Raw genomic sequence first — 14,088 nt, 5'->3', positions numbered from 1 at the left:
CCTCGGGGCTTGACCCCGAGGGTGAATGCCGTCACTATATGCCACAAATTTAAGTATTTCTAGCGTTTAATGCAATGACAACAACCAGAAACAACCCATCAAAGTATGGAAATGAAGACCTCATTTCCTTCGCTGGTGGTTTGACAGTTTGGAAATGTGGTCCCTCTCAAAATCCGCTACTATGGTGGTGCGACGGGGGTTTCAACGGGCGGAGTGAAGCCGCCGACCTCCACGGACTCCTCGCGGAGTTCGGGTGTTAATTCCAGCCGACCCCTCACGGAGAAGGTCGGAGGGAATTAAATTCGCCTGCGGGTGCTGTGCAGACCCCAAACGGTGAAGCCTCGGGGCTTGACCCCGAGGTACTTCACTTACTAGCGGTACGAGGCAGATACCACGGAGGTTAATCCCGAAGCAGTTCACGTTATTTTGATGTGCGCACGCGACTGTTCCTAATGTCGTGTCGGATATTGTTCTATTTCCATGCCACAGTTGACCGGGAGTATTCTTCGTGGACACGGCGGCTTTGATCGTCGCAGTAGTTTTCCTTAAAATAGCCGAGTGGATTGTCCCTGTCGTCGGAGGCGTGCCACGAATTGAAAGCTTCAACGAGTTCCTCCAGAGCGCGCTGACTGGACTGAGTGCGGAGTCCTCAATATTTGTTGTGTTCCTTCAATTCACTTTTTAACTCCTCGTGGTTGGGAATCTCACCTGCCTCCTTCCAGACTTCTCGGGTATAGTGGTTAGCGATGTTCCAGCGCTGGCGTTCCACCTGTGGCGGTCAAGTGAGTCCTCTCCCTGACTGTGGTTAGTCCGGTGAACTTCCAGTATTCTGAACGTTACTATAACTTCTCATACTCATGTCTATTCTAAATTTTGGATGAGAACGGTGGAATATCCGGGGGGCTTGCCATCGATGGTGGGTTGTGAAATGGGTTGTCGGATTCATCCCACATTAGTGAGACCGTTGGTATTATTCGCGCACCAGAAGTGATCTCTGGAGGCATCTAAAGCCGCCGGGCATTCTCCTTGCTCTTTATCAGATAGATGAATTATTGTATCTAATTAACAGTATATACTATGTGCACGACACAGCAGGACCGGATCCGACAGCACCAACGGATGTCATGCGTGACGCGATATTGAGTGAAGATAATGAGTATCGATATCGACTTGACCGTACATGGGACTCAAAAGCGCCGACAATGGCGTTTGTATTGGTGAATCCCAGCCAGGCTGATGCCGAAAAAGATGACCGAACAACAACACGGTGTATGACTTATGCGAATGGGATGGGATTTGGTCGCGTGATCATCGGGAATCTATTCGCGATACGAAGCACGGATCCAACTGTTATTAAATCACATCCAGCCCCAGTTGGTCCAAGGAACGACCAGTACCTTCGAGATATCTGTCATGAATCCGACCGGATTGTTGCTGGGTGGGGAATCCATGGTACGATAGATGGACGAGGGCACGAGATCACGGCAGCTCTTGATGTTAACTGGTATGCAATTACTACAACTATTGACGGGCATCCTGCACACCCAAGTCGGACACCATATGATACGACTTTACAGCGTTTTAGTTATGATTGATAAATTGATATATTCTAACATGGATGTGTCGAGTAGCTCTTATTCACCGGTCATTAATGAACAGTATGGCTGCCGTTGCTCAGTATATTGGTCAATTGCGACCACTCCTCAGCGTCTCTCGCCCGCCGTTTTTAGCGCTTCCAGTCACACTTATTGCACTTGGTGCTGCCGCATCAGTTGCCAATACTGGGTTCATCAGTGTTGTTCGAACTGGGATTGCACTCATCGGGCTCATTTCATTACATGTTTCAGTGAATGCGCTCAATGAGGCAGCTGATTATGAATCGGGAATTGATGAACGTACAGACGCCACACCGTTCTCGGGGGGAAGTAAAACACTCCCAGCAGGGAATATCGACCCTACAACCGTCTATCGACTTGGATATCTTACGGCGGCTGTCGGTGCAATTATCGGAGTATGGTTTCTTGTGATTATCGGACCGATATTAATTCCAATTTATATAGTCGGTGGTGCAAGCGTGCTTGCATATACGGAATATCTGACAAAATTTGGACTCGGCGAGGTTGCTGCTGGACTCGGACTCGGTGGGCTTCCTGTTATTGGAGCGGCACTTGTCCAATCAGGAGAGATTTCATCTATTGAACTGCTTGCTGCGGTACCAGCGTTCATTTTAACATTTAATTTGCTTTTGCTCAATGAGTTTCCTGATATTAGCCCCGATCGATACGGTGGTCGAGCAAATCTTATTCACCGGCTCGGACGTGTATGGGGTGGTCGCCTCTATGCGGTCGCGACAGTATCTGTTCCAATCGTTATTATTATTGGAGTCATCTCAAATGTGTTCCCTCGTACAGCCTTGCTTGCGCTTCTTGGGATTGTTGCCGCATTTCGCCCGGTAATATGGTCAATTCAGACGCCTAAGCAGCGACCACCGATGGCTGTGCTTCGCAACAATGTCATATTTATTCTGTCAACAAATGTTCTTTTAGCTATTGGATTGATACTGCCGATCATTTAGTCGCGTATTGTTTTGAGGTTTTGAGTTACCGTTTCGCGTGATTGTAGTAATCCAGATACGCAGTGAGTCATCATCTGCATAAGAGTCCAAAGTCCTAGTCCTGATCTAGCCCTAGTCTCAACCAAGGATCCAGTGGGGTGAATCAAAGATATTCATACCAACTCACTCATTCACTCACTTCACTCACTTCACAGCTTCCAGTATATTCGACTGATTCAATAGATTGAATTGGTGTATCACCACAGACTGGGCACGTAGGATCCGGCTGATATGATATTTGCTCAAAAGTTGCCTCCAGTGCATCATAAAAAATTAATTTGCCAGTAAGCGGATTACCGGCATTCAAAATGACTTTCATTGCCTCTGTTGCTTGTAGACACCCAACTGTCCCAGGAAGAGCTCCTAAGACGCCAGTTGCCGCACAGTCAGGAATCGTGCCCGGTTCAGGCGCTTCTGGGAATAGACACCGATAACATGGTCCATCAGGAATGAGAGTTGTTAATTGTCCCTCAAATTTATAGATTGCTCCGTGCGCAATTGGTATTTTTTGAAGTTGACAGAAGTCATTTAATAAATATCGTGTAGGAAAATTATCTGAGGCATCAACAATCATATCATATCCGGGGATAACTTCCCTGATAGATTGTTTATCAATTCGAGTCCGATGCGTCACGACCGTAATGTCTGGGTTGAGATCGGTGATGAATCTAGCTGCACTATCCACCTTTGAATCCCCCACGTCCTCATCACGGTGAATGACCTGACGCTGAAGATTACTTCGCTCAACAATATCATCATCAACGATCCCGATGGTACCAACGCCAGCAGCTGCGAGATACTGAATGACTGGTGACCCTAACCCGCCGGCTCCGACAATAAGAACATCTGCATTCAATAGTTGCGCCTGTCCCTCCGGTCCGAGCTCATCCATAATTATATGTCGCGAGTATCGGTCGAGCTGTGTCGAATCAAGTGATAGACCACCTGGTACCCTCGTGGATTCGTCTGAATTTGATGTTGATTCAGACCCATCATTTGGTCGAGGTGCTGGCGGCGGTGACATACATAGTCGTATGCGTCAATCAACAAAAAACCAGAGCGTCCATATGAGATTGTCCTGCCGTGGTAAGGCTACTTCCCGCGTCGACTACCAGATCCGGCACTTGGACGAGTATGCTCAGCACCTTTCCCACGATTTTGAAGACCTCGGTTTGACCGACCGGCGTTTGTCAGTCCCCGGAAAGCACGACCCTTATGAGTATCATCACAAATCCAGTTGAGATCATCATCATTCTCAATCGCAGCATGCTCAGGGTCGATAAGAATAATTTCGTGCCATTTTTGAGATCCATCTTCACCAACCCAATATGACGCGAGTGTCCGGAGATTCGGGTATTTGCGTGCAGCACGCTCTTCGGCAATGCGTTGAATACTCGTTCGTCGACCAAGTCGATTAACACCTTGTCGTTTACTTCGGCGACCGCTGGTGAACCGTTTCTTCCGTGCACCACCCTTTCGAACAGCAACACGTGCGATTATAACACCTTGTTTGGCTTTATATCCAAGTTCACGTGCCTTGTCAAGTCGTGTTGGACGGTCAATACGGACAATTGCACCTTGGTCCCGCCATTCTTGTTTTCGCTGCCATTGCAACTCGGCGAGCTTGCCATCGCCGGGTTGTTTCCATGCCTCTTTAATATGTGAGTAGAAACTTCGTGCCATCTGTTTTCACCACGGGCGCTTGTGATTCGGGAACGTCAATGACGTATTCCCACATGTCGTCCCGAACAATCGGGTGCCCACTGGCGTCCCGTCTGACCAGCGAGTTACACTAAATACCAAACGTTTGCGTTTAATCACTTCGATATCGCGTTCCTCAGTATATATAAATGTGATACTAGCCGTCGGTAGACATATGGATTGCCCTGATTCAACATGAATGATATATAAATATAAAATAATCAACATATGTAAATTGATAAGTAGATTCTGCGTATATTCGTAAGTACTGATATCTTAATATGTTACTTTTATTTGATATTTTATCATAGTTGAAACTGCATCTACTAACAATTAAAATAAAACGTAAAGGTTTTTACTGACAGATTTCTCCCCATCATACGATGTCTCAAGACGCACCAACATCTCGACGAGGGTTTCTCGGGATGATCACTGGTGGATTGACGACCACTGTGGCCGGGTGCACTGCGTCTGATGACAGTATAATAACAGGTGGGACGCAGAATACCCCTTCTGCGGTAAAGTCGGAAACGATCACATCAGATACGGCTAGTTCGATAACCTCACCAACGATTGCGATTCTTGCCGCTGGCAGTCTCCAATATGCGATTGAGAATGGACTGAGGTCATCACTCGAAGTTCCAATCCAGGTTGAGTCACATGGATCTGCGACTGTTGCTCGGCTCATTGCTGATGGACAACGAGATCCAGATATTGTCACCGTAGCTGATACCGCATTATTTGATCAGCCCCTTTCTCCGAGATGGCATTCAATATTTACGAGCAACGCAATCGTTCTTGCGTACAATCCCGACACAGCAGGCGGTCGCCGCCTTGCAGCGGCAGATGCATGGTATGAACCATTGCTAAATGAGACGATTAGATTTGGTCGCACTGATCCGGATCAGGATCCTCTCGGGTATCGAACATTGTTTATGTTGGAACTCGCCTCGCGATATTATGATGATGCATCACGACTCATTCCGGCATTTAAAAATCGAAACAATATCTATCCAGAAACCGGACTGATCAGTCGATTTGAGACAGGATCAATTGATGCCGCAGTCACGTATCGAAACATGGCAATAGAGCGTGATTACGCGTATGTTGATCTCCCAGATCAAATCAATCTTAGTAATCCTCAATACGTTGACTCATGGTATTCAACCGTCTCGTATACACTCCCGAGTGGGCAAACAATTAATGGTAATATCATCAACTATGGATCAACAATTAGACATATGAGCAAAGCCGCAGTAGCGGTTTTTAATATCCACACGACTGGACAGTATCTCACCGATGCTGGATTTATTCAGCGTGCTCAATTCCCACAGTATGTCGGCGATGTTCCCGTAACGGTTGAACAGGCAATTCCGTCTAATGCGACATCCACAAACGGTGAGTCTCCTGCGAAATCATCTTTAGGCTCACTGACAAATGTTGAAATTGACTCTCTCAGAATCCTCCGATAGAATGAATAACCAATCGCTCTAAGAGCATATCTGTCCGACTTCAAGATTTATATATGGATTCAAGTAGCAATCACGTCTTCTTATTATTGTCTACCAACATGAAAAGAAGAAAACTCTCAGTAACTACATCTATCTGATATATTATTTCACAACTATGCCTCCATCTCAGACAAATACTACTTCCAAACTGAGTTCATTACAACGTGATTGGTTGAGTATCGCGCTCAGTCTTGGCGGTGTCTTATTACTTTATTATTCGATTCCACTTGTTTCATTACTTCTTTCGGTTCAACCGACCACAATTTTTGCTGAACTGGCGAACCCAGCAGTTCAGCGGGCAATAGTGACATCCGTATTCGGTGCATCACTCAGTACATTCCTTGCGACTGTACTTGGTCTCCCCTTAGCGTATTGGCTCGCGCGCAGAAAGACGATATGGCAGCAAGTGACTCTTGGGTTCGTTGTTCTACCACTTGTTCTTCCGCCGACGGTTAGTGGCGTTGTATTATTGACTGTTATCGGTCCAACAACACTACTTGGAGACGTCGCAAGTGTTAGTGGGATTAGCCTGACCCGATCACTTGCTGGTGTTGTACTTGCACAGACGTTTGTCGCTTCACCATTTGTGGTTGTTACGGCGAAGGCAGCTATTGAACGGGTTGATGAGACGCTTGAACATGCATCCCGCGCACTTGGTGAGAGTCGTCTCCAGACAACCCGTAAAATAACCCTTCCACTGGCGGGTCCAGGTATTCTGGCTGGCGTCACACTCGCGTTTGCTCGGGCAATGGGCGAGTTCGGTGCGACAATGATGCTTGCATATTATCCGCGGACTATGCCCGTTCAGATATGGGTCTCATTTGTCTCCGCTGGAGTTGAGCGGGCATATCCGGTTGCGATTATTCTTCTTGCTGTTGCGCTAATTTCACTCATTGTTTTGCATACCATTGCGCACAATCCCTGGACATGACTCTTACACTCACCGATATCACAACGACATATGAGGATTTTACACTTGGACCGCTCTCACTCGTGGTCGATAATGAAGTTCTTGCAGTGCTTGGTCCATCTGGGAGTGGAAAGACAACCATCCTCTCATCAGTGGCCGGAATTGTCCAACCAGACACTGGCTCGATATATCTTAATGAACGGTCACTGATTGATTGTCCGATTGAGCAACGAGATATTGGCGTTGTGTTCCAAGATGGGGCATTGTTTCCACATATGACAGCATATGAAAATATTGCTTATGCAGCAACTACTCCTGAGCATATTGACAAATACACCACGCTGTTAGATATTGCACAAATTCTTGACCGGAAGCCAGCAGCGTTATCGGGTGGTGAGCGCCAGCGTGTCGCGCTTGCTCGAACACTCGCTGCTGATCCAAGTGCATTGCTGCTTGATGAACCACTTTCAAGTCTTGATACGCCGATTCGTCGCCGACTTCGAGGTGACCTCCGGGCATTATTCCAGACGCTCGATATTCCGGTTATATATGTCACCCATGATCAACAAACAGCCACTGCACTCGGTGACCGCCTTGCAATCGTCCAAGCGGGGATGATTAAACAGATTGGGACCCCACAAATGATTCGAAATGCTCCGAACAGTGCGTTTGTCGCTCGCTTTACCGGGAATGAAAATCTCTTTACTGCCACTGTAACTGGTCATAATGAGCACGGTGCCATTATCCGCATTGGCGAACAGACAGTTCAGACCACAGTCAACTGGACAGGCGATGATTGCGTTACTGCCTCTATTCACCCTGCTCGTATACAAGTCGGTTCACAATCGATGAGTGATCTCACAGATCCGTCTCATTCGTTTACAGGGACAGTTGTCCAGCAATTAACTGAAGGATCGATGACTCGAGTAACTATTGCTGTCCAGACGGCAGATATTGCGCTAACAGCGACTGTCCATCCACCGATGACACATCAATTATCACTTATTCCAGATGAGACAGTCGAGATTACATTTTCATCAACTGCGGTTCACCTCTTTGCGCGCGAGTGACGCATACACTCCATACGGTCACTTCTTGGGCAAAGCGTCTTGGCTTCGATTTTAAATAAGACACAGGAATGACGTAGATTCAATAAAAGAATAATGATTTGTGATGTGCTCGGCGTCACTGATGATCGAATAGATTTTGATATCGCAATATACAGTTTATTGATAGAATCTCATTCGAAGTTGAGACGGTAGTAGGATTAGCTTCCAACGGCTGATCAGCTTACTTAGGGTGGATAGCAGATCTGCCACAGTTGGACCGGAATCACCACGCCCAGTCATGGCTTTGATTTGAGTTCAATATCATGGTTTTCCGTGAGATAAGCAGCCCTCCGGTCGTCTGTTGGTAGAAGTTTGATAACGAACATATGACAGGAGAACCATTCATAGCCACAAACTGGTCTTCAGACCATATGCATTAATCAGATCAGTCTTAATCACTGAATTTCATCTGTACTATTAATATCCTTTCCAAGAATTCTTCACGGGACAGTACGCCGGTTCTGTGTCCCCGAAGGCACCCTGACCGAGAACACTGGAATCTCAGCTGTAGTCTGTGAGCAGTGCGTCCGGATTCTAGATGGATCGTGGTGTGTTCGCGATAGAGTATCCGCTTGCACCTCACAGACCGTGCCATCGATCCGGTCCAACCACGGTGAGTAGGGAGAAAACTCGATGCAGAATTAGTTTTTTGCATTGAGACCCCCAAGTCCAACTCCAGTTTTTATTTACTGCGCGTACCACGTCGTGTCTGGTAATATAAAACCCCTAAATGGCGTCTTGCTTGTCGAAGTCACTCCGCGCTGACGCACGGGGCTTTCTGCTTCGCTCTTGTGAAGCAGATTGTTGGTGATGACTCTCCGAACTGAGTAAATTCGGTAGATCGGTTCTTTCACCCTGTCTCACTCTCGTTCTGGGAAGCTCAGGCGCCGTAGAGAAATACAAAAAATCGCCCGACTGCTCGCCACCAACAATGTACTTCATAAGAGCGTTCTGCTTAATTCTCGGTAGTGGCTCTTTAATACCAACCGATAAGCATAATTTTGGATAATTATGGGATTGCATCAACCGACTCAAACTGCCCTGCAGCGATTGAGTTAGCAATACGGACAGTATCTGATTCAGCATCAATCTTATCGGTTGAGTTTGGATATTTTCGTTCGAAATATGTTAATAGATTTGAGATATCACGACAAAGACGTTCATGAGCGTTTTCATGATCTGTTGAAACTGCCTGTGGCCAGTCAAAGACAGTCACTCCGTCTTCACTCACCGCGACATTGTATTCACTCATATCAGCATGTACGTACCCATTCTCATATGCACACTGCATTTCTCTGAGGATTAACTCAAGAACGCCAACAGCCTGCTGTTGTGGTAATTGTGCGCGGTTAAGCTCAACAGATTCAAATTTATCCATCACAATAGCATGGCGATTCTGATCAATCGGTCGTGGGACTGAGACGTCAGGATATAGCGCTTCGAGAACCTCATACTCACGTTCAGCTGCCTTTCGAGCAGTGTAAAGCCATGAAACGTGATCATTATCAGCTGTATAATCGCGCTCGCGCATCACCTCACGAAAATTTGTGTATCCCTCTCTGTGGAATTTTAAAGCAAGTGGTTTGTAGGATTTTACTTCCAGCACATCGCTCTCTTTTCCAACTCCAAGTGGTGCACCAACCCCATCAACTGTCTCACGCTTACTGAATGTGCGGAGAGCAAGAGCATCATATCCCTCAGCTTTGAGTGTATATCCCTCATATTGAATTGTTTTCCGCTCGATTAATTCCCGGGTTGCACATCGATCAAGACGGTAACCAACCTCCTCGGGTGAGAGTCCTGACAACTGTGGCAACTTCCCGCGATTAACCCACTCAGAGAACCGCATTCCCTGCTCGACACCTGAGAGCAAGTAGAAATCTTCAGGCTCTAATTCGGTCATCACGCCAGCGACATTCCGCACCATAATTATTTGATGACAGCAACGCCTAAAAATATCGTGAGTTCGACTGTTCAAAATTTATATACTGTATATCGCTATATCAAATTAATAACTGTGCAGTTGCGAGTGATTTCGATTCTGTGCACGAGTCTCCCGGCTTAGTGTGTACCTCCAGACCTGAACGAGTCTCAGAGACCAACGGAAGCTATCTGATCCATTGAGTGAATCGGAGCCACTGCCAACGCAGGAAAAAATGTCATCGATCCAGGATGAAGCCTTTGACCGCGCGCTGTTCGTCTGCCGGGATTATATGAGTGTCCTGAGGTGCTGACTGAGTAACACTCTGGATCGACCTGCTATAATCTATGATTCCACCCAGTGCTCGACGGTCTCAACTAAGACTTGTACGAGGAAATTCACCAGCACTTACGTGTCGTACAGCAAGAATGCGAACCTGGAGTGAAACAGGCGAACGCTGAACGATCTTGAAGTGGTCCAGACAGCGAGCTCCTTGATTTTCCTGTAGGTCATCTCAATTTCACCAGGTCAATTGGTCCCGATCTCGCCCGATCTCGTCGTCGATATCCAGGTTCGTAATAAACGCCTGTGGACGCTCTTTGCCCTCATCAACCGAGATCCATACCGGCGTCGTTATTCGCAAAGCAGACACAGACAATCTACGCGTTCACGCTCGGATATGTGGTGACGATGAGTGTACTCGGTTTGCTGCTTGTGCAGTACACCAGTTAGCTGGAAGGAGTCGCATTTATTACACTTCGTTTCTGACGAATACTCAAGCCTCTGGCTCGATCATTGAGACATTGAACTGTTTTCTGAACTCCTGGATTGCCTCGCGAGATCCTACAAGCACGATTCGCTCGTCGCCCGTGAACCGTCTCTGGGGGTCAACCGTGCTGGTCAATCCGGAATCGTCTTCGACGGCAATGATGCGATAGCCTGCCTCTTCATAGATGCTCGATTCCGCGAGTGTCGATCCGACCAGAGGATCTGCTGGCACGCGGAGGAGTCGAATCTGGCTCGCGGGGGCGAGGATATCTTCACCGCGGAGTTCGCTGACCACCATTCGGGCGCTCACTCGAGGAACTGGGAGAACGTAATCCGCGCCGGCGCTCAGTGCCTTTTGTGTCGCATCGATATCACTTACGCGTGTGAGTATCTCTATATCTGAATTCAACGAGCGTGCCAGCACCGTTGTCAGAAGCGATGCGGAGTCATCCGGAAGGCCGACGATGATTGCACCCGCAGTCTCGATTTCGGCTGCCTGCAAGTTTTTATTAGAACTTGCATCACCGACGATGTCGACACTGTCATGATCCTCAACATCGATTGTCGTGACATCAAGACCCTCTTTGACGACGATCTCCCGAGCGGCTTGCCCAACCTCGCCCTGACCGGCGATGATGACACGCTCGTGTCGCCGAAGCGTGCGGTATGGGTATGACTGCGTGAAGTCATCGAACGCCTCTAATTCGTCGTGGGCGCCTGAGAGGAGTAACACTGTGTTCGATCGAATAACCGCATCCGGATTGGGCGGGAGTTGCAACTCGCCGTCGATCCACGCGCCGATGATATTGGCACCCGTCTGCTCTCTAATCCCTGAGTTACGGACTCGCGCGCCAACCAATTGATTCCCCGGCTGAATCGGGATCTCCGTAATTTCCATTTCGCTCCCCAATTCGATCGTATCTGTCAGCTCCGAACTGAACGAGGAGACCGCCTTCTCGGCAAGTCGACGCCCAAGCACCCCGTGGGGGGACAACACAGTATCTGCGCCTGCATCAAGCAGAACGCTCCGCATGCCGCTATCGTCGGTAAGGGTGATGATGCCAATATCTGTGGTGATCGACTGAACGGTCAGGATGGTGTTGACGTTCGCATCTTCAGCATCCGTTATGACCGCTCGCGCGGCGTCGATACTAGCCCGCTCGAATGCTCTCCTATCCTGCGGAGAGCCGTGAATGACCGAGTATCCAGCATCAGAAAAATCTTTAGCATTTTCTTCACCAGATGCAATCAGGATATATTCAATCCCGAGCTCTTCGAGTTCGCCGAGAAGGACGGTAGAGTCTCGTCGGTACTCACAAATAGTAATAATAATATGGTCCTGTTTAGGTGTCAGTCGATTATCTAAGTTGACCTCGGCGCCGGTGAATAGTAGGATAATAATTAAACGGAGGGTAAAAAACTCGATGCCGATACCGGAGATCTGCGTTAATGACACGAATAGATACATTAACGGATGACTCCAGAAACAGGAAGCCCTGTCCTCACCAAGCGAGGGGCGGGGAGCCCCGAGCGCGGTAGGGCAGGGTAGTTCACGTGGCTCTCCAACCGGCAATCAACCGCAGATAACCCGTGCATGTCACGCTGTTATCGGTACTTTGAGATTTTTATTGTAGGACGTAATATAAGATCGTATGGATTGAGCTTGGCAATCACGTCTCGACAATTTTTCTTAGTTTTTTACAGAATACAATCAATAGAATTATGACTGGGATGACAATAATCACGCGAAATTATATTATCATCAATCGAGGGTATTCCTGTCCTCGATCAGCAATCAACTATCGTATGCGCCATTCGGTATGCAAGTCTGCATCCTACATAGGGTAGGATGGGTATCTATTATATGCTGAGCAGGCGCAATACCACGGCTTTTAGTACTCCATGAAACATTCTGAACCATCGGTCCTACGCAACACTATCAGCAGCTACTCTATGACAAGATTTTGAATTGAATTCCTCAATAAGTTTTCAGGAGCACCACACGCGGAGGAGGATGTCAAAGCCAAAGAATCCTATCATCCAGATCGAGGAGGATCTCATGTGTTTTGATCATTACCGGTGAGTGTGAGAAGCTATTTTAAAGAACGTGACACATCGATTGATATCTCTCAACCGATCTGTTGCACATGGTCGCCCTGGCGTATATGACCGTGGCATACCATCGCATATACATGGATGTGATTAATCCTGCAACAAACGAACAAATCGATCGGTATGAGCCTGACACGAGCGATGATGTCGAAGCAACGTTGAGTCGGGCACAAACAACATTTCAGACATGGCGCAATCGATCAGTTCGTGAGCGTGAGCAGCTTCTTGCGGCTGCGGGTGATATTCTTGAAAATCGTATCGAAGAGTACGCACAATTGATGACGACAGAAATGGGCAAGCCAATCACACAGGCTCGCGCTGAAATTGAAAAATGCGCACGGGTGTGTGAGTACTACGCAACCCACGCGAGTGCACATCTGCAACCAGATGGTCATCCAAGCCCACCTGGTAGTTCCGTGCAAACTGTCTATGAACCACTTGGTCCTGTTCTCGCAGTTATGCCCTGGAATTTTCCTTTCTGGCAGGTGTTTCGGTTTGCAGCACCGTATCTGACCGCTGGTAATGTCGGGATTTTAAAACATGCTGAGAATGTCCCCGGCTGCGCAGAGGCAATTGCTGAGGTGTTTGATGATGCCGGATACCCCGATGGTGCCTTCGAAACACTTCTTATCGAGGTAGATCAAGTCAGTGATGTTATTACAGACGACCGCATCCGAGCGGTGACTCTCACTGGTAGTGGTCCGGCTGGACGTGCTGTTGCATCAACAGCCGGTGAGAATCTTAAAAAGACTGTTCTTGAACTCGGGGGAAGTGACCCATTCATTGTGCTTGATGATGCAGACATTACTGCTGCAGTTGAGGCAGGTGCATGGGCTCGCACACTTAATAACGGACAATCATGTATTGCCGCAAAGCGATTTATTGTTCATTCAGATATCTATGATGTGTTTCTCGACCGACTGCGTGATGAGATGATATCGTACACAATTGGTGACCCACTCGATGAGACCACAGATGTCGGTCCACAGGCTCGAAATGATCTGTGTGCGAATCTCCATTCACAAGTCGAGCGCTCTGTCGAAGCAGGGGCAACACTCGAGATTGGTGGTGAGCCACTTGATCGTGAAGGGTCGTATTATCCACCAACAATTCTCACTGACATTCCAGTACCATCTCCAGCCGCAAATGAAGAGCTATTCGGTCCTGTTGCTGCAGTATTTGAGGTTAAAGATGAAAACGAAGCGATTACGACAGCGAATGATACCGAATTTGGTCTCGGTGCAAGTGTTTGGACGGCTGATAGAGACCGCGGACAGGCGGTTGGTCAGCGTATTGATGCTGGATGCGTCTATATTAATCAGCTTGTGAAGTCTGATCCACGTGTCCCATTTGGTGGGATTGGGAAGTCCGGATACGGTCGTGAACTTGCCGAGGCGGGGATTACAGAGTTCACCAATCGAAAGACGCTGTGGGTCGAATGA

General features: G+C 47.8%; 10 protein-coding genes and 1 pseudogene. 6 read left to right on the top strand and 5 right to left on the bottom strand.

The window, feature by feature from the left end; all coding sequences use genetic code 11:
* Positions 1-475 precede the first annotated feature (475 nt).
* A pseudogene (locus HQRW_RS16330) lies at positions 476-828 on the bottom strand (RNA-guided endonuclease InsQ/TnpB family protein); the annotation flags it as partial.
* Between the two features lie 251 nt (positions 829-1,079).
* Between HQRW_RS16330 and HQRW_RS02350 the strand changes: the two are divergent.
* Positions 1,080-1,595: a DUF1643 domain-containing protein gene (locus tag HQRW_RS02350; protein ID WP_014555305.1), complete on the top strand. Its 516-nt coding sequence runs from the start codon at positions 1,080-1,082 to the stop codon at positions 1,593-1,595.
* Between the two features lie 65 nt (positions 1,596-1,660).
* Entirely contained in the window at positions 1,661-2,575 is a 915-nt protein-coding gene (locus HQRW_RS02345) for a prenyltransferase (protein ID WP_231852394.1), read from the top strand.
* A gap of 166 nt (positions 2,576-2,741) precedes the next feature.
* Here the strand turns inward: HQRW_RS02345 and ubaA are convergent, their stop codons facing one another.
* A complete protein-coding gene (gene ubaA / locus HQRW_RS02340) occupies positions 2,742-3,638 on the bottom strand; it encodes an SAMP-activating enzyme E1 (RefSeq protein ID WP_014555303.1) in 897 nt (298 codons plus the stop codon).
* Between the two features lie 68 nt (positions 3,639-3,706).
* Positions 3,707-4,297, bottom strand: a complete 591-nt coding sequence (locus HQRW_RS02335) for a 50S ribosomal protein L15e (protein ID WP_011570707.1) — start codon at positions 4,295-4,297, stop codon at positions 3,707-3,709.
* 401 nt (positions 4,298-4,698) lie between these two features.
* Here HQRW_RS02335 and HQRW_RS02330 point away from each other — a divergent pair, with 401 nt between their 5' ends.
* From HQRW_RS02330 to HQRW_RS02320, 3 genes are all read left to right on the top strand, one after another.
* Positions 4,699-5,787, top strand: a complete 1,089-nt coding sequence (locus tag HQRW_RS02330) for an extracellular solute-binding protein (protein WP_014555302.1) — start codon at positions 4,699-4,701, stop codon at positions 5,785-5,787.
* Between the two features lie 154 nt (positions 5,788-5,941).
* Entirely contained in the window at positions 5,942-6,757 is an 816-nt protein-coding gene (locus tag HQRW_RS02325) for a molybdate ABC transporter permease subunit (protein WP_014555301.1), read from the top strand.
* Positions 6,754-7,806 (top strand): ABC transporter ATP-binding protein, encoded by a 1,053-nt coding sequence (locus tag HQRW_RS02320; protein ID WP_014555300.1) that lies wholly within the window; start codon positions 6,754-6,756, stop codon positions 7,804-7,806. The genes HQRW_RS02325 and HQRW_RS02320 overlap by 4 nt, the downstream gene beginning before the upstream one ends.
* 1,048 nt (positions 7,807-8,854) lie before the next feature.
* Here HQRW_RS02320 and HQRW_RS02315 read toward each other — a convergent pair.
* A complete protein-coding gene (locus HQRW_RS02315; RefSeq protein WP_014555299.1) occupies positions 8,855-9,772 on the bottom strand; it encodes a serine/threonine-protein kinase RIO2 in 918 nt (305 codons plus the stop codon).
* Between the two features lie 769 nt (positions 9,773-10,541).
* A complete protein-coding gene (locus tag HQRW_RS02310) occupies positions 10,542-12,002 on the bottom strand; it encodes a potassium channel family protein (protein ID WP_049891568.1) in 1,461 nt (486 codons plus the stop codon).
* A 724-nt stretch (positions 12,003-12,726) separates the two neighbouring features.
* Here HQRW_RS02310 and HQRW_RS02305 point away from each other — a divergent pair.
* On the top strand, positions 12,727-14,088 hold the full coding sequence (locus HQRW_RS02305) for an NAD-dependent succinate-semialdehyde dehydrogenase (RefSeq protein ID WP_014555298.1): 1,362 nt from the start codon (positions 12,727-12,729) through the stop codon (positions 14,086-14,088).

The sequence above is a fragment of the Haloquadratum walsbyi C23 genome (assembly GCF_000237865.1).
In the GTDB taxonomy this organism is placed as follows: Archaea; Halobacteriota; Halobacteria; order Halobacteriales; family Haloferacaceae; genus Haloquadratum; species Haloquadratum walsbyi.
Note: the sequence above shows the minus strand (reverse complement) of the source record. Positions and strands in the feature narration are given on the sequence as shown.